Origin of the sequence: Streptomyces sp. NPDC127129 (assembly GCF_042671585.1) — a bacterium.
Lineage (GTDB): Bacteria > Actinomycetota > Actinomycetes > Streptomycetales > Streptomycetaceae > Streptomyces.
Map to the genome: position 1 here is coordinate 42,940 of NZ_JBHXTV010000007.1, position 22,636 is coordinate 65,575.

Annotated in this window: 20 protein-coding genes; 14 read left to right on the forward strand and 6 right to left on the reverse strand. The window is 72.2% G+C overall.

Features of this window, described 5'->3' with window-relative positions; translation table 11 throughout:
- The first annotated feature begins 98 nt into the window (after positions 1-98).
- Positions 99-626 carry a SigE family RNA polymerase sigma factor gene (locus ACFVGW_RS15155; RefSeq protein ID WP_385852273.1) on the forward strand — a complete coding sequence of 176 codons (528 nt, stop codon included), beginning with the start codon at positions 99-101 and terminating at the stop codon, positions 624-626.
- Positions 627-634: 8 nt separating this feature from the next.
- A complete protein-coding gene (locus ACFVGW_RS15160; protein WP_385852274.1) occupies positions 635-1,441 on the forward strand; it encodes a hypothetical protein in 807 nt (268 codons plus the stop codon).
- Between the two features lie 280 nt (positions 1,442-1,721).
- On the opposite strand, the gene ACFVGW_RS15165 is transcribed toward ACFVGW_RS15160, so the two are convergent.
- From ACFVGW_RS15165 to ACFVGW_RS15175, 3 genes are read right to left on the reverse strand one after another with little or no spacing between them, the layout of a single operon-like run.
- Positions 1,722-2,321, reverse strand: coding sequence for a hypothetical protein (locus ACFVGW_RS15165; protein ID WP_383228491.1), 600 nt, complete (start codon positions 2,319-2,321; stop codon positions 1,722-1,724).
- A gap of 7 nt (positions 2,322-2,328) precedes the next feature.
- Positions 2,329-3,528: a cyclic dehypoxanthinyl futalosine synthase gene (gene mqnC, locus ACFVGW_RS15170; protein ID WP_385852275.1), complete on the reverse strand. Its 1,200-nt coding sequence runs from the start codon at positions 3,526-3,528 to the stop codon at positions 2,329-2,331.
- A gap of 60 nt (positions 3,529-3,588) precedes the next feature.
- Positions 3,589-5,460, reverse strand: a complete 1,872-nt coding sequence (locus tag ACFVGW_RS15175) for a serine/threonine-protein kinase (RefSeq protein ID WP_385852276.1) — start codon at positions 5,458-5,460, stop codon at positions 3,589-3,591.
- Positions 5,461-5,660: 200 nt separating this feature from the next.
- Here ACFVGW_RS15175 and ACFVGW_RS15180 point away from each other — a divergent pair, with 200 nt between their 5' ends.
- Positions 5,661-6,701 (forward strand): alpha/beta hydrolase, encoded by a 1,041-nt coding sequence (locus ACFVGW_RS15180; protein ID WP_385852277.1) that lies wholly within the window; start codon positions 5,661-5,663, stop codon positions 6,699-6,701.
- A 4-nt stretch (positions 6,702-6,705) separates the two neighbouring features.
- Here ACFVGW_RS15180 and ACFVGW_RS15185 read toward each other — a convergent pair whose 3' ends face one another.
- Complete coding sequence (locus tag ACFVGW_RS15185; RefSeq protein ID WP_352188824.1) at positions 6,706-7,578, reverse strand: menaquinone biosynthesis protein; 873 nt, start codon at positions 7,576-7,578, stop codon at positions 6,706-6,708.
- Positions 7,579-7,848: 270 nt separating this feature from the next.
- Here ACFVGW_RS15185 and ACFVGW_RS15190 point away from each other — a divergent pair, with 270 nt between their 5' ends.
- From ACFVGW_RS15190 to ACFVGW_RS15220, 7 genes are all read left to right on the forward strand, one after another.
- Positions 7,849-8,052 (forward strand): cold-shock protein, encoded by a 204-nt coding sequence (locus ACFVGW_RS15190; RefSeq protein WP_003967102.1) that lies wholly within the window; start codon positions 7,849-7,851, stop codon positions 8,050-8,052.
- Positions 8,053-8,153: 101 nt separating this feature from the next.
- Positions 8,154-8,582, forward strand: coding sequence for a DUF1992 domain-containing protein (locus ACFVGW_RS15195; protein ID WP_385852278.1), 429 nt, complete (start codon positions 8,154-8,156; stop codon positions 8,580-8,582).
- A gap of 137 nt (positions 8,583-8,719) precedes the next feature.
- The gene (locus tag ACFVGW_RS15200; protein ID WP_383291385.1) at positions 8,720-9,235 is read left to right on the forward strand and encodes a DinB family protein; all 516 of its coding nucleotides are present in this window, start codon (positions 8,720-8,722) and stop codon (positions 9,233-9,235) included.
- Between the two features lie 156 nt (positions 9,236-9,391).
- A complete protein-coding gene (locus ACFVGW_RS15205) occupies positions 9,392-11,650 on the forward strand; it encodes an FG-GAP repeat domain-containing protein (protein ID WP_385852279.1) in 2,259 nt (752 codons plus the stop codon).
- 102 nt (positions 11,651-11,752) lie between these two features.
- The gene (locus ACFVGW_RS15210) at positions 11,753-13,993 is read left to right on the forward strand and encodes an FG-GAP repeat domain-containing protein (protein WP_385852280.1); all 2,241 of its coding nucleotides are present in this window, start codon (positions 11,753-11,755) and stop codon (positions 13,991-13,993) included.
- A gap of 102 nt (positions 13,994-14,095) precedes the next feature.
- The gene (locus ACFVGW_RS15215) at positions 14,096-16,339 is read left to right on the forward strand and encodes an FG-GAP repeat domain-containing protein (RefSeq protein ID WP_385852281.1); all 2,244 of its coding nucleotides are present in this window, start codon (positions 14,096-14,098) and stop codon (positions 16,337-16,339) included.
- Positions 16,340-16,450: 111 nt separating this feature from the next.
- Complete coding sequence (locus tag ACFVGW_RS15220; protein ID WP_385852282.1) at positions 16,451-18,730, forward strand: FG-GAP repeat domain-containing protein; 2,280 nt, start codon at positions 16,451-16,453, stop codon at positions 18,728-18,730.
- Here ACFVGW_RS15220 and ACFVGW_RS15225 read toward each other — a convergent pair.
- On the reverse strand, positions 18,727-19,140 hold the full coding sequence (locus tag ACFVGW_RS15225; protein WP_385852283.1) for an ATP-binding protein: 414 nt from the start codon (positions 19,138-19,140) through the stop codon (positions 18,727-18,729). The two genes, ACFVGW_RS15220 and ACFVGW_RS15225, sit on opposite strands and share 4 nt — an antisense overlap.
- 91 nt (positions 19,141-19,231) lie before the next feature.
- Here ACFVGW_RS15225 and ACFVGW_RS15230 point away from each other — a divergent pair, with 91 nt between their 5' ends.
- Both ACFVGW_RS15230 and ACFVGW_RS15235 read left to right on the forward strand, forming a co-directional pair.
- Positions 19,232-20,095, forward strand: a complete 864-nt coding sequence (locus ACFVGW_RS15230; RefSeq protein ID WP_385852284.1) for a helix-turn-helix domain-containing protein — start codon at positions 19,232-19,234, stop codon at positions 20,093-20,095.
- On the forward strand, positions 20,092-20,310 hold the full coding sequence (locus ACFVGW_RS15235; RefSeq protein ID WP_385852285.1) for a DUF397 domain-containing protein: 219 nt from the start codon (positions 20,092-20,094) through the stop codon (positions 20,308-20,310). Before ACFVGW_RS15230 ends, ACFVGW_RS15235 begins: the two co-directional genes overlap by 4 nt.
- Before the next feature lie 3 nt (positions 20,311-20,313).
- On the opposite strand, the gene ACFVGW_RS15240 is transcribed toward ACFVGW_RS15235, so the two are convergent.
- A complete protein-coding gene (locus ACFVGW_RS15240; RefSeq protein ID WP_383310817.1) occupies positions 20,314-20,703 on the reverse strand; it encodes an SSI family serine proteinase inhibitor in 390 nt (129 codons plus the stop codon).
- 49 nt (positions 20,704-20,752) lie between these two features.
- Between ACFVGW_RS15240 and ACFVGW_RS15245 the strand changes: the two genes are divergently transcribed.
- Together ACFVGW_RS15245 and ACFVGW_RS15250 are read left to right on the forward strand one after the other, a co-directional pair.
- The gene (locus ACFVGW_RS15245) at positions 20,753-21,388 is read left to right on the forward strand and encodes an HAD family hydrolase (RefSeq protein ID WP_385852286.1); all 636 of its coding nucleotides are present in this window, start codon (positions 20,753-20,755) and stop codon (positions 21,386-21,388) included.
- Positions 21,389-21,423: 35 nt separating this feature from the next.
- On the forward strand, positions 21,424-22,587 hold the full coding sequence (locus tag ACFVGW_RS15250; RefSeq protein WP_385852482.1) for a pentapeptide repeat-containing protein: 1,164 nt from the start codon (positions 21,424-21,426) through the stop codon (positions 22,585-22,587).
- Positions 22,588-22,636: the final 49 nt, after the last annotated feature.

A 22,636-nucleotide genomic window follows, 5' to 3' on the forward strand; every position in this document is an offset into this window, starting at 1 on the left:
TCTTTTCGCCCCGCCGTTCAACCCTTTCCGGGGTCGCGCGCTCAAGGAGGGGTGACAGTCGGGCAACCGGGGGCCGACCCCACGAACGGAGGAGCGCGATGCAGGCATCGCACGGCTCGGACCAGGCGTTCGAGGAGTTCGCCCGCACCGGGCAGACACGGCTGTACCGCACGGCCTATCTGCTCTGCGGCGACGCGGAGACCGCCCGCGACCTCACCCAGACCACCCTCGCCAAACTCTTCCAGCACTGGCGCAAGGCCGGCACCGCCGAGTACCCGCATGCCTACGCCAAGACCGTACTGACCCGCACCTTCCTCGCCGAGCGGCGCCGTCGCGTGCGCGACCTGCTCGCCTTCACCAGGACCGGCGGACTCGTCCCCGCTCCCACGGCCGAGCACACCGACCTCCGGGTCACGCTCCTCGCCGCACTCGCCGAACTCACACCGAGGGCCCGCGCCATGGTCGTCCTGCGGTACTGGGAGGACCTGAGCGTGGAGACCGTCGCCTCCCTCCTGCGCTGCAGCGAGGCCACGGTCAAGAGCACCTGCTCCCGCTCCCTCGCGCGGCTCCGCGACCACCTCGGCGAGGCCCATCTCTACGCCACCGACCACCACTCCGGAAGCTGAGGTCCACCGTGGACGACACCACCCTGCTCAGGAACGCCATGGACCGCATCACCGAAGACCTCCCGCCGCTCCCCGACCTCGCTCCGCTCGCGATGGCCCAGGGCCGCAGGCGGCGCAGCCGGGCCCGGCTCGCCGCCGTCGGCGGGGTCTTCGGCACGGTGACCGCCGCCACGCTCGGACTGACGCTCCTGCCGGGGCCGGGCGGCGCACCGGCCTCGCCCGCCGCGCCCCCGGACGCCTCCCCCTCCGCGTACCGCACCCCGGTGCAGGTGCAGGAGACCCCCGGCGTGCCGCCGCCGGACAACCCCGAAGGCCTCCCGGCCGCCGAACGGGAGCGGCGCGCGGGCTACCAGCAGCAGGTGGCGGCGGTGCTCGACGAGCTGCTGCCCGCCTCGGTGACCGACGTCCGGCCGGTGAAGGACCAGGCGCAGGCGTACCGGATCACGTCGGGCGGCACGGCCTTCGACCTCACGCTCTCGGTGCGGCGGTCCGACGACCTGGCCCCGCGCCCGTGCCCGAGCCCCGCCGACGAGCGGGCGCGGTGCGAGACGGCCGCGCTCGACGGGGCGCGGGACCAGAAGGCCAGGCTCCGGTCGCTGATGGCCGAGGGGCCCGACACCTGGACGTCCTGGGTCGACTTCTCGTACGGCCGGAGCGCCGTCAGGTTCTCCGTCGCGGCCGGCGAGGCCACGGCGCCGGTGACGCCCGAGCAACTCCTCGCCGTAGCCCGCGACTCACGCCTGCTCGACCTGGTGCGGTACGCGGACGAGCACCCGGTCGAGAAGAAGGACGCACCCCCGGTCCAGGGCGGCTGAACGACGCCCGGCCCACCCGGCCCGGGCGTCGTGTGCCCGGCGGCATGCGCCCGGGCGTCGTGTGCCCGGCGGCATGGGCCCAGCGGCATGGGCCCAGCGGCATGGGCCCAGCGGCATGGGCCCAGCGGCATGGGCCCAGCGGCATGGGCCCGGCGGCATGGGCCCGGCGGCGTGGGCCCGGCGGTGTCACCGCGGGTGTGAGCTCGGCGAGGCGCCGCGGGCCCGGCACGATGCCGTGCCGGGCGTCGCGAGGGCCGGGCGTCGTGGGCCCCCGCACCCCCTAGCGGCTGCGGTGGACCAGGCGGCCGTCGATGACGGTCGCCACGCAGGTGGAGGCGCCGAGCCGGACGAGGGCGGCGCGGTCCGGGACGTCGAAGACGGCGAAGCGGGCGGGGCCGCCCGGCGCCAGGGGCGGCAGCAGCACGAGCGGTACCGGTGAGAAGGACGGCGGCCCCGGCAGCACCTCGGGACGGCGGCCGACGGCGAGTCCGGCCCGGCGCACCGCGTCCACGGCGGCCCGGCCACGCAGTTCACCCGCGACCGCGACCGTCCCGTGCGCCAGCATCCGCTGCACGCCGCGCCGCGCCGAGGCGCCCCGGCGCGCGGGGTCGGCGCGGAAGAGCGCCTGCGCCCGGGGGCCGGTGATCGGCTCGGTGCCCAACTCCTCGGCCTCCCGCGGGTCGGGGACGTAGGCGCCTTCGAGCAGCTCGGGCGCGTACGGGTTGAGCAGCCCGGGCGTGAGGATGCCGGGCCACCGCCGCACCCGGGCCTCCGGCCGCACGGCGGCCAGGTCGTCGTAAGGGCCGACGGCGGCGAGGCGCGCGCCGTCGACCAGGACGGCGGTCTCGGGCGACGCCTCGGCGACGTGGATCGTCAGCACGGACGCGTCAGTTGGCGTTCAGGAGCTTCAGCTCCGGGTGCGCCGTGCCGCCCTCGATCGCCGTGGAGGAGATGTGCGAGGCGACCCGCTCGTCGACCGGGTCGTTCGCCGGGTCTTCGTGGACGACGAGGTGTTCGTACGTCGTCGAGCGCTGCGCCGGCACCCGGTCCGCCGTACGGATCATGTCGATCATCTCGCGCAGGTTGGAACGGTGCTTGGCGCCCGCGGAGGAGACGACGTTCTCCTCCAGCATGATCGAGCCGAGGTCGTCCGCGCCGTAGTGCAGCGTCAGCTGGCCGATCTCCTTGCCCGTGGTCAGCCACGAGCCCTGGATGTGCGCGATGTTGTCCATGAAGAGCCGCGAGATCGCGATCATCCGCAGGTACTCGAAGAGCGTGGCCTGCGTGCGGCCCTTCAGGTGGTTGTTCTCGGGCTGGTACGTGTACGGGATGAAGGCCCGGAAGCCGCCCGTCCGGTCCTGCACGTCACGGATCATCCGCAGGTGCTCGATGCGCTCGGCGTTCGTCTCGCCCGTGCCCATCAGCATCGTGGACGTCGACTCCACGCCCAGGCCGTGCGCGATCTCCATGATCTCCAGCCACCGCTCGCCGCTCTCCTTGAGCGGGGCGATCGCCTTGCGCGGGCGCTCCGGCAGCAGCTCGGCGCCGGCGCCGGCGAAGGAGTCGAGACCGGCCTCGTGGATGCGGGTGATCGCCTCCTCGACGGAGACGCCCGAGATGCGGGCCATGTGCTCGACCTCGGACGCGCCGAGGGAGTGGATGACCAGCTGCGGGAAGTCCTTCTTGATGGCCGCGAAGTGCTTCTCGTAGTACTCGACGCCGAAGTCCGGGTGGTGGCCGCCCTGGAACATGATCTGGGTGCCGCCCAGCTCCACGGTCTCCGCGCAGCGGCGCAGGATGTCGTCGAGGTCGCGGGTCCAGCCCTTGGCCGTGTCCTTCGGCGGGGCGTAGAAGGCGCAGAACTTGCAGGCCGTCACGCAGACGTTCGTGTAGTTGATGTTCCGCTCGATGATGTACGTCGCGATGTGCTCCGTACCGGCGTAGCGGCGGCGGCGCACGGCGTCGGCGGCCGCGCCCAGCGCGTGCAGCGGCGCCGAGCGGTAGAGGTCGAGCGCCTCCTCGGGGGTGATCCTGCCACCCTCTGCGGCGCGGTCGAGGACGGACTGGAGGTCGGCCTTCTCGGTCACCGGCTGAGTCCCTTTCGGAGGGTGGAATCTAAGGACTGAGCCAGCCTACGCCAGCGCTTCTCAGGACTTCCGCAGGGTGCCGGTCGGAAGCCCCGCGGCCTCCTCGTGGGAGCGGTAGCGGAGCGTCCCGTCGGGGGCGAGGGTGAGGGTGAAGGAGGACTCGCCGGTGGTGCACAGGCCCGCGGTGCCGGGGCGGTCGGGGTCGGTGCGGTCGTCGATCCGGAGTTCGGTGGCGGTGGCGGAAGCGAGTGCGCCGATGCCGTGGCACCGCACGGTGGTGCCGAGGAGGCTGATGGTGTGGGTGGTGCGGACGACGTCCTCGCCGGCACCGCCCTTGGTCACCACCGCGGTCAGCTCTCCGTGCGGCGAGCCGTTGCGCTCGGTGGTGGGCCCGGTCCAGGTGCCGACGAAGGCGGCGGGGACCGAGCCGACGGCCGGGGCCGTGGTCGGGGTGCGCGTCGCGGTGGGCGTCGGGGTGGGCGTGGAACCGCTGGTGGGGGTCCTTTTCGTGGGCTCGGTGTCGGCCGGAGGGCTCGCCGTGCTCCCGCCGGTCCTGCCGGCGTCGGCGGCGCGCCGCCCGCCGGGCATCAGGTCGAAGAGGTACCCCGCCCCCAGCGTCACCGCGGCGAGCGCACCGGCGACGGCCAGCGCGACCGTGCAGCTGACCCGCCGCCCCGCGGCGAGCGAGAGCGTGGCCTGCCGCCGCCGGGGGGCTTCGCCTCCCGGAGCGGTGGAGTCCTGACCCCCGGCCGGGGTCAGGGGGAAGTCCGGCGACTCCGAGGAGAACGAGGCGCTCGGGGAGAACGAGGCGTTCGGGGAGAACGGCGGGCCGAAGACGCCCGGCCCGGGAGCGGGCGGCCCGGGAGCCGGCGGCCCGGGGTGGCCGCCCGCGGCGTCGGGCGTCAGGAGGGGCGGAGGCCCGAAGACCCCCGACGGCGGACCGGTCATGGGCCCCTCGGGGGCGGGCTCCCATGCCGAAGGCGCCGTGAAGGGCACGGGACCCGAGACGTTCGGATCGGCCCCGATCCCTCCCGTACGCGCGTCGAGCTCCAGGAGCTGCACGGCCGTCCGGCTGATCTGCTCCACCAGCGGGGTCGGCAGCCAGCCCGCCGCCACCAGGGCGTCCGCACCGGCGGGGGCCAGCGCGGCCGCGAGCGCGGACGGGGCCGGGCGGGCTGCCGGGTCCTTCGCCAGGCAGGCCGCCACCAGCTCGCGCAGATCCCCCTCCAGCGCGCCCAGTTCGGGCTCCTCGTGGACCACCTTGTAGAGCAGGGCGGCCGAGGTGTCGCCGGGGAAGGGCGGTGCGCCCGTCGCCGCGTACGCGAGGACCGCACCGAGCGAGAAGACGTCGGACGCACCGGTCGCGCCCTGCCCGACGATCTGCTCGGGCGCCATGTAGCCGGGTGACCCGATCGAGACCCCGCTCGCCGTGAGCGACGCCGTGCCGTCCGTGGCCCGCGCGATGCCGAAGTCGATGAGCCGGGGGCCTTCCAGGGTGGCCAGTACGTTCGAGGGCTTCACGTCGCGGTGCACCAGGCCGAGCGCGTGCACGCCCGCCAGCGCCTCGGCGAGGCCGGCGCCCAGCGTCCGTACCGTGTGCTCGGGCAGCGGGCCGACCGCCTCGACGGCCCGGGCGAGCGTCGGCCCGGCGACGTACCCGGTCGCGACCCACGGCACGGGCGCCTCGGGGTCCGCGTCCAGGACGGGCGCGGTCCACCGGCCGCCGACCCTGCGGGCGGCCTCGACCTCGCGCCTGAACCGGGCCCGGAACTGCTCGTCCAGGGCGAAGTGCGGGTGCACGATCTTGACGGCAACGGTCCGGCCGCCCTCGTTGCGGGCCAGATAGACGCGGCCCATCCCGCCGGAACCGAGCCGGCCGAGGAGCCGGTAGGTGCCGATGGTCCTCGGCTCCCCTGCGTCGAGCGGCTGCATCTCTCCCCCTGGATGGACCGGAACGTGGACCGAACCGGGTCGTGGGCCGGCTGTTCACCGAACCCCGTAGGCCGACTGTGTCACCGAACCGTGGGCCGGATCACCACGATTCGGAACCGTACCCAGCCAACCGATCGCCCACCACGACCCTCCTCCTTTCCGTAATCCACCACCGTGCCCGAAACGCCCGGAGTCGCCCCATGTCCCGCCTCCCCAGGTTCCTCGCCACCGCTCTCGCCCTCGGTACGGCCGCCGCCCTGGTGACCGGCTGCTCGGAGGAGGGCGCGCCGGTCACGTTCGACACCCCCGAGTCGACGTCGCGGGCCCAGGGCGCGGGCGCCGGGGGCGCCGCGAAGAACGGCGACGGGCGGGGCCCCGAAACGGTTCTCCCCACCGGCCCCAAGGCGAGTTTCACGACGGCGAACACCCTGGACGACGGCACCAGGATCGGCGTGACGACGCTCGCGGGCGCGAAGTCCGGTTTCACGGGCAAGGTGTGGGTGTGGGCACCGAAGCAGTATTTCGACCCGAAGTACGCCGGCAGCGGCTTCCCGGTGCTCGTGGCACTGCCGGGCGGAAACGGTTATCCGCTGAATTACTGGATGGGCACGGACCTCAAACTCCAGTCGAGCATCACCGCATGGTCGCAGGAGGGAAAGAGCCTGCCGTTCATTGTCGTGATGCCTGTCCTCAACCCCGACGACAACTACTACTACGACGGCAGCGATATACCCGGGCAGCCGAAAATGGGCACCTGGCTCACCGAGGACGTGCCCGATTTCGTCCGCGCGAATTTCCGTACCTTCGCGTCCCGTGACGGCTGGGCTTTCATGGGCTCGTCCTCGGGCGGCTTCGCCGGACTCAAGGCCGTGCTCCAACGGCCGGACCGGTTCAAGGCGGTGATCGCTTCGGGCCCCGACACCGTCCCCGACTCCCCGCTGTGGGCGGGGCACGAGGCCGAGCGGCAGGCGAACAACCCGGAGAGGCTGGCCGAGGCGCTCGGCGCGAAACCGGACACCGAGAAGAACCGGGTCTATCTCGCGTTCCAGATCGGCACCGAGGAGTCCGGCATGGGCCGCCTGAAGTCCTTCATGAGGAACCACACCAAAGGCCCGGTGAAGACCCGGCTGCAGGTCATCCAGGGCGGCGGGCACAACGCGAAGAGTTACGTCCGGGGCATGGGGGACGGTTCGATCGCGTGGATCAGCCGGCAGATGCAGGGCCCGGTCCCGTCCCCCTGACGCCTCAGCGCCGCGCCGCGCCGAGCAGCTCGACCCGTACGTCCGCCGGGAAGCCGGTCGTCGGACCGGTCCGGCGGGCGAACTCGCGCACCCCCGCCAGCTGCTCGGGGCCGAACCGGAAGTCCAGGGTCCGGAAGTACCGCTCCAGGAGCTCGGCGTCGAAGGACTCCCAGCGGGCCGCCTGCTCGGCGACCTTGGTGACCTCCACCAGCGACAGGTCCCGCGAGGCGAGGAACGCCTCGTGGACCTCGCGCACGGTCTCCGGCTCACGGGCCAGGAAGTCCTTGCGCGCCGCCCAGACCGCGAAGACGAAGGGCAGGCCCGTCCACTCCTTCCACATCAGCCCCAGGTCGTGGACCTGGAGACCGAGCCGCGGGGCGTCGTGCAGGGAGGCCCGCAGCGCGGCGTCGCCGATGAGGACGGCGGCGTCCGCCTCCTGCATCATCAGGCCGAGGTCGGGCGGGCACGCGTAGTAGTCCGGCCGTACGCCGTACTGCTCGGCGAGCAGCAGCTGAGCGAGCCGTACCGAGGTACGGGAGGTGGACCCGAGCGCCACCCGCGCACCGTCGAGCCGCTCCAGCGGCCGCTGGGAGACGATCACGCAGGACATGACCGGGCCGTCGCAGCCCACGGCGATGTCCGGCAGGGCGACGAGATCGTCCGCGTTGCGGAGATATTCGACGAGGGTGATGGGGCCGATATCGAGCCCGCCGCCCACCAGCCGCTCGCTGAGCTTCTCCGGTGTGTCCTTGGTCAGCTCCAGATCGAGCAGCGTTCCGGTGCGGGCCAGGCCCCAGTAGAGGGGCAGACAGTTCAGGAACTGGATGTGTCCGACGCGGGGCCGGCTGCGCTGGTGGTCATCGGTTGCATTGTCCACAGCGCGAGGCTAGACCCGTCTCGCACGGTGGACATCGCCGGGGCCGCGCGTGGCGCGGACGTCAGCACATCAGGAGTTCGTCAAACGTGTGAGTGACGTGATCTTTCCCTCTAGTGCGCCGCACACCCTGCGTGCTACGCTCATCGCAAGTTGCAGTTTGGTTTCCCTTGCAGTACAGAGCCTGCGGAGCATGTGACCCGCAGGCTTTTGTAGTTTTCAGACTTGTTTCAGGTTCTGGAGCAGGGCAACCCTTTGGCCCAAGGAGGGCTTATGGCTACCGGAACCGTCAAGTGGTTCAACGCTGAAAAGGGCTTCGGCTTCATCGCCCAGGACGGCGGCGGCCCGGATGTCTTCGTCCACTACTCCGCGATCAACGCGTCCGGGTTCCGCTCCCTCGAGGAGAACCAGGTCGTGAACTTCGACGTCACCCAGGGCCCGAAGGGCCCGCAGGCGGAGAACGTCACCCCGGCCTAAGTTGCCCGGGTCGGCGATCGCGCACGGCTAGAGAAGTACCCAAGGAGCCCCGCTCCGTGCTTTCGGGCACGAGCGGGGCTCCTGCCTTTTAGGCTGGACACATGACCGAACGCAAACCGCCCGGGGTCAGCTTCGAGTCGTTCGTGGACAAGCAGATCCGCGAGGCGACGGAGCGCGGTGACTTCCGGAACCTGCCCGGCTTCGGCAAACCGCTGGACGACGACAGCGCGCCGTACGACGCGCTGTGGTGGGTCAAGAGCAAGCTGCACCGCGAAGGCACACCCGTCCTCCCGCCCTCGCTGGCGCTGCGCAAGGAGGCCGAGGACGCGAGGGAGGCGGTCGACCGGGCCGTCTCGGAGCCCCAGGTCCGCCGGATCCTCGGCGAGATCAACACCAAGATCGCCGCGGCCCTGCTCCGCCCGCCGGCGGGCCCGCCGCTGAACCTCAAGCCGTTCGAGGTGGAGACGGTACTGAAGGAGTGGCAGGCGGCCCGGGCCGCGCGCGACGACGAGGGCGAGGCGGGCGCGTAGCTCGCCGGCACGGCCCGCCGACCACCACCGAGCAGGTGAACTCCCCGGCCTCCCGGCCGCCTCCCCGGCCTTTCTGACCTGCCCCACGTCTCCTCGGTGGCCCACTGGTGGGAACACCGAGCGAGGAGTTGAGGGACATGAAGAGCGCCGACCTGCTGCTGGACGCGTTCGGGCGCGTCCAGGAGGCCGTGCACGGGGCCGTCGAAGGGCTGTCCGAGGACGAGCTGGCGGAGCGGATCGACGAGGACGCGAACTCGATCGCCTGGCTGGTCTGGCATCTGACCCGTATCCAGGACGACCACGTCGCGGGCGTGTTCGGCACCGGGCAGGTCTGGACGGAGGACGGCTGGAAGGACCGCTTCGGCCTGCCCTTCTCCGCGCGCGCCACCGGCTACGGCCACTCCAGCGGTCAGGTCGCCCAGGTCAGGGCCCCGGCGGAGCTGCTGCTCGGCTACTACGACGCGGTGCACGCGCGGTCCCTGGAACACCTCGGGACCCTGACGAACGCGGACCTCGGCCGCGTCGTGGACGACGCCTGGGACCCGCCGGTCACGCTGGGCGTGCGCCTGGTGAGCGTGATCGCGGAGGACAACCAGCACGCGGGGCAGGCGGCGTTCGTCCGGGGTGTCGTGGAGCGGCGGGAATCCTGGTGACGCCTGTCGGCCCGGATTGCTATCCTCCGGCGATCAGATCACGTGAGGCGATGATCCGGATGGGGGGAAACCTCCGGCCGCCTCCGATGCTTCCGACCGCCCGCGCGCCCGCCCTTCGCCGCGCCGTGCGGTCGCCTCAGGGGAGGGCCACCGCCCATGCGTCACCAGTCCCATGCCGCGAGCCGCAGACTCACCGTGTCGGTCGCCGTCGCGCTCGCCACGACGCTGGGCGCCGCCCCGGCGGTCGCCGCCGACGCGGCGCCCGGGGTCTCGCCGGCCACCGCCGCCGCCACCGGGCAGCAGCAGGCGGCGGTCCCGTTCCCCCAGGACGCCGACCTCGTGAGCGCGGGCAGGACCGGCTTCCTCACCTGGGGAAGGGACGGCCACCCCCTTCCGGCACGCTGGACCCGGTACGCGGACGGGTCGACGACCGACGTCACGGCGCCCTTCACCTTCGGCTCGCGCGACTCCGACGTGGTGGTCCGGCAGAGCGGCCCCTTCGTCACTCTCCGGGACATGGCGACGGACACAAAGGTCCTCTCCGTCAATCTGGAAGGCATCGGCGAACGCGCCCGGTTCGCCGGGGCCGTGCGCTCGACGCTCTTCGTCAGCGCCACGGACCCGGCGACCGGCGGCATGGCACTCCGCCTCGTCGACCAACCCGACGCCGCCTCCCTCGTCCAGCGCACGGTCACCGGGCTGCCGGCGAACACCACCTCGGTCTTCGTCGCGGGCGCGGCGGGCGGGCATGCGCTGCTCTCGGTCCAGACGGCCTCACCCTCGGCGTCCCACTGGGTCCTGGTCGACCTCGCGACGGCGACCGTCACCGAGACCCGCGAGACGATCCGCGTCAGCGGCACGCCCACGCTCTCCTCCACCCACATCGCCTGGGTCGAGCAGACCGACGTCCAGATGAAGACGCTCCTCGTCCTCGACCGCGCGACCCGCGCCGTCCAACGCATCCCGCTGGGCGCGACGGGCAACCTCACGATCGGTCTCGTCGGCAACTCGGTGGTCTACGCGCAGCCCGACGGTCTCCTGGAGCACAACCCCAGCCCGATGTACGCGCTCACCGCGCGCGACCTGACGACGAAGACCACCCGCAAGCTCCTCGACACCGTGAAGTCACTCCTCCCCGGCCCGGACGGCACGCTGACCGTCCAGGGCGGCACCCTGGCGGGCGGCGAGGGGCTCTACCGGATCTCCGCCGGGGCCGACGGCGCGCCCGCCGTCACGCAGGTCGCCACGAGCGGTGAGTCCACGAAGGTGACGCTGCTGGGGCACAGCATCCCCGCGACGATCGACCTGAGCCGCAACGGCGGGCGGGCGCGGATGGAGTGGCGGCTCTCGCGCATCAACGTGACCATGACCGTCACCCTGCGCAACACCCGCACCGGCGAGACGCGGACGGATGACGTCCATCCCCTCTCGGTCAGCTACGAGGACCCGCACCGCGCCTCCTACGACTGGGCGGGCGACGTGGCCTGGAACGGTGAGCCCGACCTCTGGAGCGGGGCGACAGCAGGCCCGTACACCTGGCAGATCGAGGCCAGGCCGCTCAACGGCATCGGCCCGAACCTGCGCGCCTCGGGCACCTTCACCGTCACCCGCCCGCCCGCGCCGCACGACTACGACAGCGACGGCTCCCCCGACGTGCTCACGCGGGACACGTCGGGCCGGCTGTGGCGGGGCGACGCGTTCTACCGCTCGGAGCTCGGCCAGCTCGACCAGAACCCGGGCGAACTCGTCGGCAGCGGCTGGCAGATCTACGACCGTGTCGAGGCCACCGGCAACCTCGGCGGCCAGGCCGCCGCCGACCTCGTCGCCCGCGACAGGGACGGAGTCCTCTGGAGCTACCTCGGCAAGGGCGACGGCACCTTCGCCGCCCGCACGAGGATCGGCGCCGGCTGGAACACGTACACCCGGCTCGCCGGCGGAAGTGACCTGACGGGCGACGGGCGCCCCGACCTCGTCGCCACCGACAAGGCCGGTGACCTGTACCTCTACCCGGCCACCGGGAACCACCAGGCCCCCTTCTCCGCACGGAAGAGGATCGGCCACGGCTGGGGCATCTACAACGACCTCACCGCCACCGGCAACATCGCCGGAGGCCCCGCCGGGGACCTCGTCGCCCGGGACAGGGCAGGCGTGCTCTGGCTCTACCTCGGCAGGGGCGACGGCACCTTCGCCGCCCGTACGAAGATCGGCTCCGGCTGGAACGCGTACACCCACCTCGTCGGCGCCGGCGACGCCGACCGCGACGGCCGCCCCGACCTGTACGCGGTGAACACGGCCGAGCCCCACGGCCCGGTCCTCTACAAGGGCACGGGCGACTGGCGCGCGCCGTTCCGCTCGCGCGAGCAGATCGGCGCGTACTCCGACGGCTCCGACCGCCGGTACGACCACTTCGCCTGATCGCCGACGAACGTCGGGCGCTCGCACAACCCTTCCTGTCGATCACGAGTCTGACCGGGCGCGCAATCCCTGGTGCGCCCGGTCGCCTGAGAGGAACCTGTCTTGAGTCACGCTCGTCCCGCGCGTCGTCGCCTCGTCGTCGCCGTCGTCACCGTGCTCGCCGTCACCGCGGGCGGGGGCGCGCTCGCCGGACCGGCGAGCGCCGTTCCGGCCGCCGAAGGCACGGCGCGGGCGGGCGCGGCCGCCGCACAGGACGTCATCGCCTTCCCGCGCGGCGACCTGATCTTCGGGGCCACCGCGTCGGGCTACCTGACCCGCGGCCAGTCGTCGTTCGACCGGCGCTGGGTGCCGGCGGACGGTTCCGCTCCGAAGGAACTGTCGTCGACCTTCCCCCTCCAGGGCACCGGCTCCGGGAACCTCGTGGGCATGCGCGTGGGCGACGACGCCAAGCTCGTGGACATCTCCGACGGCCGGCAGCTGACGAGCGTCTTCCTGGGCCCGCGAGGGCTCCTCCGGGAGTACGTGGGCGCCGCCGGCCAGGCGCTCTTCACCACCTCGGACAACGGGAGCGGCGGCAGGGACCTCTTCATCCACACCTCGGGCGGTGGAGAGGCTCCGGTCACCGGCCTCCCCGCGGGTGCCGCCGGCATGGCGGTCAGGGCGGGCACGGCCGACCACGGCCTGCTGACGTACTCCACCGGTACCGGGGAGGAGACCAAGCGGTTCCTCGGCCTCGTCGACCTCGCCACCGGCGCGGTGACCGAGACGTACGCCCTTCCCGCGCCCGCCGCGAGCGGGGACATCGCCGTCTCGAAGACGCACGTCGCCTGGGTCGAGCTCACCGCCACGTACCGGGCGACGGTGATCGTCTTCAACCGCTCCACCGGGCTGAAGCAGTCGTTCCCCCTCGGCGACCAGTGGGCGAGCGAGCTCGAGGTCGGCCTGGTCGGCGACTGGGTGACGTACGGAGAGCGCGGCGCGCTCAGGAACGGCGCTCCGGGCCCCCTGAACGCCCTGACCGCCCGGAACCTGACGGACGGAAAGACGACCCGTAAGCTCCTCGACCACCTGACCTCGGCCGCTGCCGCCCCCGACGGCACCCAGGTCGTGCGCGGCGGCACGATCGCCCAGGGTGAGGGCCTCTACCGGGTCGCGCCCGGCGCCGACGGCGTCCCGGCCGCCACCCTCGTGGCGAGCACCGGCGAACCGACCCGGCTGACGCTCGTCGAGCACAACGTCCCGAGCACGATCAACCTCGACGCCGACGGCGGCCGGGTTCCGCTCCAATGGCGTCTGTCCCGGGGCCAGGCGGAGGTGAAGGTCACCCTGCGCCACACCCGGACCGGGCAGACGACCGTCGCGTACCTCTACGACCAGCCGGACAGTCCGGTGTACGCGTTCGACTGGGCCGGCGACCTCGACTGGGCCCGCAGCGCCTACAACGGCGACTACACCTGGGCGCTCAGCGCGAAGCCGCTCAACGGCATCGGGCCGGACCTCGCCTCCTCCGGCACGTTCAAGGTGGTCCGGAAGGCCGCGCCGCACGACTTCGACGACAACGGCTCGCCGGACGTCCTCCTGCGGGACTCGTCCGGCCGGCTGGTCCGCGTCGGCTCCTACTACTCCCCGTACGCCAACTCCGGCCAGCTGGTGGAGGCGGAGCGGAAGGTCGTCGGCTCGGGCTGGAACATCTACGACCAGATCGAGGCCGTGGGCAACGTCGGTGGCGCGTCCGCCGGTGACATCGTCGCCCGCGACAGGGCCGGAACGCTCTGGCTCTACCTCGGGAAGGGCGACGGCGCCTTCGCGGGCCGTACGAAGATCGGCGCCGGCTGGGGCGTCTACAACAAGATCGCCGCCGGCTCCGACCTCAACGGCGACGGCCGCCCCGACCTCCTCGCCACCGACGCCGGCGGCGCCCTCTGGCTCTACAAGGGCACCGGCAACTGGAGGGCCCCCTTCTCCGCCCGTGTGAAGGTCGGCGCAGGCTGGGGCATCTACAACCAACTCACCGCCGTCGGCAACATCGCCGGGTCCGCCGCAGGCGACCTCGTCGCCCGCGACAAGGCCGGAGTGCTCTGGCTGTACCAGGGCCGGGGCAACGGCACGTTCGCCGCCCGCACGAGGATCGGCGCGGGCTGGAACGCGTACACCCACCTCGTCGGTGTCGGCGACGCGAACCGCGACGGCCGTCCCGACCTGTTCGCGTACACCCCCGGCGACAGCTGGAGCATCGGCACCGGGTACCTGTACAAGGGCACGGGAAGCGCGAGCGCCCCCTTCCGCGGGCGGGAGCTCACGGGCGTGGACGGCGGAGTCACGGGCAGCCCCGCGGTCGCCTGAGGGCCGTGAAGGAACCGCAGACACATACAACCTTCTGATTCGATCATCAGTCTGACCCGGCGCACGACCCCTGGTGCGCCCGGTCGCTTGAGAGGAACCCCCTTGATCCACGCTCGTCCCGCCCGGCGTCGGCTCGTCGCCGCCGTCGTCACCGTGCTCGCCGTCACCGCCGGCGGGGGCGCGCTCGCCGCTCCGGCGGTCGCCGCTCCGGCCGTCGAGGCCGCCCACGCCGCGGCAGCGGCCGACGTCGCGCCGTTCCCGGTCAGGAGCACCCTCTTCGGTGCGACCGAGTCGGGCTTCCTGGCCTCCGTCGAGGGCCCGCCGGTGGACGAGTCCGGCCCCACCTACTCGGCCCTCTGGGTCCCGGCGAACGGTTCCGGCGCGAAGGAGATCGGCTGGGGCTACGTGAGCACCGGCTCGGGGAACCTCGTGGCCTCGCACGGCGACACCGGAGCCTCCCTCACCGACATCGCGACGGGCGTGAAGCTCAAGTCGATCTCCTTCGGGACCGGCCACACGTACGCGGGCGCCGCCGGCAAGGCCCTGTTCACCACCGTGCTCAACGACAACGGTGACCAGCTCATCCACATGTACAGCGCCGCGAGCGCCTGGACGGGCAAGATGACCACCGGCCTCCCGGGCGACGCCACAGGCGTCACCGTCAAGCCCGGCACGGCGACCCATGCCCTCGTGACGTACGCCACCGTCTCGGGCACGGACATCCAGAAGTACGTCGGCCTGCTCGACCTGACCACCAACGCGATCACGGAGTCGTACGCGGTCCCCCCGGCCTCCGACACCGGCAAGAGCAACTTCGCCGTCTCCGCCACGCACCTCGCGTGGGCCGAGTACGAAGCGGACGGCGCCGTCACACTCATGGCCGTCGACCGTGCCACCAAGAACGTCCAGGAGTTCAAGGTCGGCACGGCCTGGCGCAAGGACATCGAGGTCGGCCTGGTCGGCGACTGGGTCACGTACGGCACCCGCAGCGGCCTCTCGGCCGACATCGAGCCCGAGCCGCTGGCCGCCCTGACCGCGCGCAGCCTGAAGGACGGGACCACCACCGTCAAGCTCCTCGACCACACCCTCACCGCCGCCGTCGCGCCCGACGGCGCCCAGACGGTGCGTGGCGGCACGGTCGAGCAGGGGGAGGGCGTCTACCGGATCGCGCCGGGCGCCGACGGCACCCCGGCCGCCACGCTCGTCGCGAGCAGCGGCGAGTCCACCAAGGTCGCCCTGCTCGGCAGCAAGGTCCCCGGCACGATCGACCTCGACGCCAACGGCGGCAGGACGCCGGTGGAGTTCACCCTCTCCCGGTACAACGTGACGGGCACGGTGACCCTCCGGCACACGGCGACCGGCAAGGCGTACGTCACGGGCTTCGTCCAGCCCGAGAACGGCGTCGTGCGCTTCGACTGGACGGCCGACGTCAAGAACGAGGTCTACGGCGTCGAGAGCGCCCTCCCCGGCGCGTACACCTGGGAGATCAGCGCCCAGCCGATGAACGGCATCGGGCCGGCGCTGAAGGAGACGGGGGCGTTCACGGCCACCCGCAAGGCCGCCCCGCACGACTTCGACGACAACGGCTCCCCGGACGTGCTCGTGCGCGACAGCGCGGGCAAGCTGTGGCGTACCGACACCCACTACGACGCCACCAACAAGCAGCTGCGCCCGGCGGAGCAGACGCTCGTCGGCTCCGGCTGGAACATGTTCAACCAGATCGAGGCCGCGGGGAACATCGCCGGCAGCCCGGCCGGTGACCTGGTCGCCCGCGACACCACCGGTGTCCTCTACCACTACCTCGGCAAGGGCGACGGCACCTTCGCGAGCCGCGTGAAGATCGGCCCCGGCTGGCAGATCTACAACAAGATCGCCGCCGGCTCCGACCTCAACGGCGACGGCCGCCCCGACCTCCTCGCCACCGACACCAGCGGCGCCCTCTACCTCTACAAGGGCACCGGCAGCGCCACGGCGCCGTACTCCGCCCGCGTGAAGGTCGGCACCGGCTGGGGCATCTTCAACCAGCTCACCGCCGTCGGCAACATCGCCGGCACCGCCGCGGGCGATCTGATCGCCCGCGACACCTCCGGTGTCCTCTGGCTCTACCAGGGCCGGGGCGACGGCACCTTCGCGCCCCGTACGCGGATCGGCTCCGGCTGGAACGCGTACACCCACCTCGTCGGCATCGGCGACGCGAACCGCGACGGCCGCAACGACCTGTTCGCGTACGGCCCCAACGGCACGTACCTGTACAAGGGCACCGGAAGCGCGACCGCTCCCTTCGGCGCGAAGGAGTACGCCGACGTGCCGTACGACATGCCGCTGACGCACACCTCGGTCGTGTGACGAGAGCAAATCCGCACCACTGACGAACAGTTGTACAACCCTCCCCCGCGATCATGAGTCTGACCGGGCGTGGCGCACAGTGCGCCCGGTCTCTCTGGGGGAGGACCTCTCTTGTTCCACGTACGAGTCGCCGCTCGTCATCGCCTCGCCGCCGCCGTGACCACGGTCCTGGCGGTCACCGCGGGTACGGCCCTGACCACGGCCGCCCACGCGAACGCAGCACCCACGGCACCCGCCGGCGTCGTCCGGGCGGCCTCGGCCGCGCCCGCCGACGCGCAGGACGCCGCCATCTCCATCCCCGCGACCACCCGGATCGTCGGCGCCGGCCAGAGCGGTTTCCTGGCCGCCGAGGCCACCGACACGGGGACCAACTTCCGCTGGACGAGCACCGCGACCGGCACGACCACGGAGCTGCCCAGGCGCTACAGCGGGTACTACGTCGGCGGTACCGACACCATCGCGACCAACGAAGACGCCAAGACCAGCTACCTGCTTCATGACATGGCGTCGCCGGGCAGCGCGCCGAAGGTCATCGAGCAGCCGGACACCCGCCTGCGGTGGCGCGGGCTCGTCGGCCGTCAGCTCGTGTTCTCGTCCTGGGACTCGAACACCGAACTGGGCGGGCTCCGCCTCGTCGGCGAGGGCATCGGCGAGGGCTCCGACCGGAAGGTGACGGGTCTCCCGGCGAACTTCCAGTACCAGAACATGGAGACGGTCTCGGCCACCACCATGTTCGTCCGCTACACCGTGGACGATGCCGACGCCACCCGCTTCTACCTCGCCGTCGTGGACGTCGACACCGCCTCCGTCGTGGAGAAGCGCGAGGTCGGCCCGGCCACCCACGTCGTCGACTCGGCGGTCTCCGCGGGCCGTCTGGCCTGGGTGGAGGGCGTCTCGACGGCGAAGAACGAGCTGAAGTACGCCGACCGCGGTGGGGAGGGCAGCCCGGCCGTGAAGGCAGTCGACCTGGGCAACGGCCTCCGCGCCCACGTCAGCATCCTGGGCGACTGGCTGGCCTACACCCCGCTGCCGTACGCACAGAACGAGCAGTTCCCGTCCGACCGCTTCGGGTTCACCGCGCTCAACGTCGTCGACAAGCGGACGGTGAAGCTGCTCGACCACGCCACGTCCGCCGTCCCCACCCCCGACGGCGCGCTCCTGGTGCGCGGCGGAACCCTGGCCCAGGGCGAGGGGATCTACCGGGTCGCCCTCGGGGCGGACGGCACGCCCACGGCCACGCTCGTCGCGAGCACCGGCATGCCCACGGCGCTCAAGCTGGTCAAGACGGACGTTCCCGCGGTCGTCGACCTGGACGCGAACGACGGCACGGCGAAGCTGAGCTGGACCCTCTCCCGCCACAACGCCAATGGCACCGTGACGATCCGTCACAACCGTACGGGGAAGACCGCGCAGCGCACGTTCACCGGCGCGCCCACCAGCGGCACCCGGGTCGTCGACCTCGCCTGGAACGGGCTCCTCTCCAGCCCCGGGGACACCTCGTCCTTCGCGCCGGCCGGCGACTACACCTGGGAGTTCGACGCCACGCCGCAGAACGGCCTCGGCCCGGACCTCAAGGAGTCCGGCACCTTCAAGGTCACCCGCACGACGGGCCTGCACGACTACACGGACAACAGCAGCCCCGACCTCCTCTCCCGCGACGCCTCGGGCGTCCTGTGGCGCGACGACTCGGTCAAGGTGCCGTCCGCGCAGTATCCGTACTCGACGGGCCGGGTGAAGGTCGGCAGCGGCTGGCAGATCTACGACCAGCTGGAGGCCGTCGGCAACATCGCCGGCACCACCACCGGCGACCTCGTGGCCCGCGACACGGCCGGCGTCCTCTGGCTCTACCAGGGCAGGGGCGACGGCGGCTTCGCCGCCCGTACGAAGATCGGCGCCGGCTGGAACACGTACAACAAGATCACCGGCGGCAGCGACCTCGACGGTGACGGCAGGTCCGACCTGCTCGCCACCGACACGACGGGCGCCCTGTGGTTCTACAAGGGCACGGGCAACGCGGCCTCGCCGTTCGGCGCGCGGGTGAAGGTCGGCAGCGGCTGGGGCATCTTCAACCAGCTCACCGCCGTCGGCAACATCGCCGGCACCACCGCCGGTGACCTCGTCGCCCGCGACACGGCCGGTGTCCTGTGGCTGTACGAGGGCCGGGGCAACGGCACCTTCGCCCCGCGTACGAAGATCGGCGCGGGCTGGGGTTCCTTCACCCACCTCGTCGGCATCGGCGACGCGGACCGCGACGGCCGCAACGACCTCTACGCGGTCGGCGGCTCGGTCTCCAAGTTCTACGCGGGCACCGGCAACACGACGTCCCCGTTCAAGCCCGCCGTGACCGGCGGTCTGCTCTGGGACTCGGCGCCGGTCAACCAGGTGTTCTAGCCGCCCGAGCGGGGCCCGCACGGCACGGTCGCCCAGACCGTCTTGCCGACGCAGCGGTCCTTCACGCCCCAGGCACTGGCGAGGGCGGATACGAGCAGCAGCCCGTATCCGCCCTCGTCGGGCATGGCCACCGGCCGTGGTGCGCGTTCGCCCCGCGCGTCCGAGACCTCGATCCGTACGTGGTCGTCCTCCCGCTCCATCCGCACCTCGAAGTCCCTGCCGGACACGCGCCCGTGGGTCGCGGCGTTGTTGGCGAGCTCGGCGACGACAAGCTCCGCGGCGGAGGGATCGGGTACGCCCCAGTCCCGTAACTGCTGCACGGCGAAGAGACGGGCGAGCCGGGCGCCGCGGCGGGTCGCCGACAGGCGCAGGACGAATTCACTGGTGGGAGTGGCGTTTTCGGACTTCATGGGGCCGAGCCTCGCGCCCCGGACCTACCCTGACCAGCAGCGACGGTACGACGCTGAGTGACGGTACGGGTACGCCAAGAAGGCGGTACGGATGTCGGGGAACCAGGAGGAACGGCCGGAGCGGCCGTCCGAGATCGACGGTACGGCGCACCTGTTCCGTGCGCTCGGGAAGATCATCAAGGTGCTGCGGAGAAACGCCGGCCTGAGCCAGGCGGAGCTGGCGGCGGCCACGCACTGCAGCGAGGACCTGGTCTCGTCGGTGGAGCGCGGAGTACGGACGCCCCAGCCGGACTTCCTGCTGCGGGCGGACCCCGTCCTGACGGCCGGCGGGGTACTGCTGGCGGCGGTGGACGACGTCCGCGAGGCGCTGGCGCGGGCGCGGACGCGGCATCCGGACTGGTTCCGGCGATTCGCCGACGCGGAGGCGCAGGCGGTTGCCATGCACTACTACGAGGTGCAGGCAGTCCCAGGCCTCCTGCAGACCGAGGCATACGCGAGGGCGGTGTTCCGCCACCGCCGCCCGGTGTGGGACGAGGAGACGATCGAGAAGTGGGTGGCGGACCGCCTGGCCCGCCAGGCGATCTTCGACAAGTGGCCACCGACGACGATCAGCTTCGTCCTGGAGGAAGCGATCCTGCTCCGACCGACGGGCAGCACGGAGGTCCTGCGCGAGCAACTGCGCCGGCTCCTTGACATCGGCAGGCGGCGGACTGTTCACCTCCAGGTGATGCCACTCCAGAGGGAAGAGCACCCCTCACTCGACGGCTCGTTCACCCTGCTGACTCCCAAGGGGCGACGCGAGGTCGCCTACACCGAGATCTACGGGCACGCCCGACTGATCACCGATCCGGAAGAGGTGCGCCAGTACGCCGAGCGCTATGGGATCATCCGGGCGCAGGCACTCACGCCCCACGAGTCCCTCGCGCACATCGAGAAGAGGCTGGGAGAGCTATGAGCAGCACGGAACTTGCTTGGTTCAAGAGCAGCTATAGCAGCGGCGAAGGCGGCAACTGTATTGAAGTCGCCTACGACTGGCGCCAGCCCGCCCACAACGGCGCCGAAGGCGCCCCCGCCGCAATCCACGTGCGCGACTCCAAGGTCCCGCACGGGCCCCAGCTCGCCGTCGCTCCGACGGCCTGGGCGTCGTTCGTCACGTACGCGGGGATGTGAGCGTCAGAACGCGAAGACGGTGCCCGTCTTCGCGTTCAGCTCGCACGCGTTCCCGAACTCCCTCTTCCAGCCCACCGGGACGTTGTCGTACGTGCCCTGCGCCTCCGCCACCACCGGTTCGTAGATCATCGGGCACACCATGTCGGACTGGCCCTCCAGCCTGTCGAAGTCGCCGCCCGCCTCGTCCAGTGCGACGCACGCGGACTCGGCACGCGGGTGGTTGCCGCCGGTGGGGCCGCAGCCGAGGTAGACCTCCTTCACGTCCCCGGTCGCGCCGGAGGTGATCGTGAGGAAGATCCGGGTGGGCGGGGTCGGCGCGGCGTCCGCCGCGCTCGCGAGGCCGAGGCCCGCGACGGTGGCCGTGGCCACGGCGAGGGGAAGGGTGCTCTTCATGCCACGGGCAACGAGGCGCGCCCGACCCCGGTCACTAAGCTCCACCCACATGACCGGGAAGTTCATCCTCTTCGACGTCGACGGCACGCTCATGGACGCCGTCGCCAACCAGCGGCGCGTCTGGCACACCTGGGCCGCCCGTCACGGGCTCGACGGGGAGGAGGTGTACGCGGTCGCGCTCCGCACCCGGCCCGTCGAGACCTTCGCCGCCGTCGCGCCAGGCCTCGACCCCGAGGCGTGCCTGGCGCTGCTGCACGAGCTGGAGGACGCGGACGTGCGGACCGGTACGTACTCCGCCTTCGCGGGCGCGGCCGAGCTTCTCGCCGCCCTCCCTCCCGGCTCCTGGGCGCTCGTCACCTCCAACTACGAGCACCGGGTCCGGGGCCGCTTCGAGCGGACCGGCCTTCCGCTCCCCCGCCTCGTGGTGGACGCCGCTTCCGTCGCCGAGGGCAAGCCGTCCCCGGCGCCCTACCTGCTGGCGGCCGAGAGGCTGGGCGCCTCGCCCGCCGACTGTCTGGTGATCGAGGACGCGCCCTCCGGTGTCCGCTCTGGCCTCGACGCCGGCATGACGGTCTGGACGGTCAACGCCCCCGGGCCGACCGCCGGTGCGCACCGCCACTTCGCCACCCTGGCCGAGGCGGCTCCCGAGATCCTGGCCGTCTCCCTCCACGCGACGGTCTCTTGATCGTCTTCGGGGGCGCACCCTAGGCTCTCGTGCCCATGGAACGGGGAGAGCGGGGCCAGGCGCGGCGGGGACGGTTCCGCAGGGCCGTCGGACATCGTGCGACCGGAGCCGTGGCGGCGGGCCTGGCGGTGCCGGCCGTTCTGGTCTCGGTCTTCGTCGTCCTGCCGGGTGTGGTGGTCGACCACGATCTGGCCGGGGCGAGCGTCGCCGCGCAGGACCGGCTGAAGGCGGTGAACGATGTCCGTACGACGCTGCTCCAGGTGATCGGCGGCCTCGTCCTGCTCTTCGGGGCCTACGCCACGTGGCGCCAGCTGCGGGTGAGCCAGGACGGTCTGCGTGCCACCCAGGAGGGGTACGTGACCGACCGGTTCAGCCGGGCGGTGGACCAGCTCGGCAGCGACAAGCCGGATGTCCGTATCGGCGGACTGCACGCCCTGTGGCGGATCGCGGAGCAGTCCCCCCGCGACCGGGAGGCCGTCATCTCGATCCAGGCCGCCTATCTCCGTACCCGCCTGCCCTGGCCGCCCTCCGCACCGGAGTCGCCGGCGCCGGACGTGCACATCAACGACATGGCCCCGCTGGAGACCCGCACGGCCGACGCGCAGGTGGCGCTGACGGCGCTCGGGGTCCTGTGCCAGAACCGGGAGCAGTCCTGGGTCAATCTCAGCAACACCGATCTGCGCCGGGCGGACTGCGACGGGCTGTGGTTTCCCGAGGTCAACCTCGACCGCGCCGTCATGGAGGCGGCGAGTCTCTACCGCGTCAACCTGACCCAGGCGTCCCTGGTCTCGGTCAACCTGAGGCACGCCGATCTCACGACCGGGATCCTCCGGCGTGCTCGCTGCGTCCTGGCCGACATGCGGGGCGCGAAGCTGGTCGAGACCGATCTGGGGGACGCCGACTTCACGGAGACCGATCTGCGCGAGGCGAACCTGCGGAAGGCCGATGCCCGCGGCGCGGTCTTCTCCCGGGCCGACCTCCGGCTGGCGGATCTGCGCGGCGCCGACCTGAGCTCCGCCGACCTCGCGGAGGCCCGGCTGACCGGCGCCCTCGCCAGCGAGCGGACCCGCTGGCCGGCCGGCTTCGACCACGCGGCCGCCGGAGTCGTCGACGTCGAGGATCCCGGCCCCGAGCCCTCGCCCCTGCTCCAGCCGCCGGGGGTGACGTGGCAGGCCCCGCCGCTGCGGTCCATGGCGTGACCGGATCCGCCAACTGCGCCATGTGTCACGCGACTTGACGGAGCGTAGG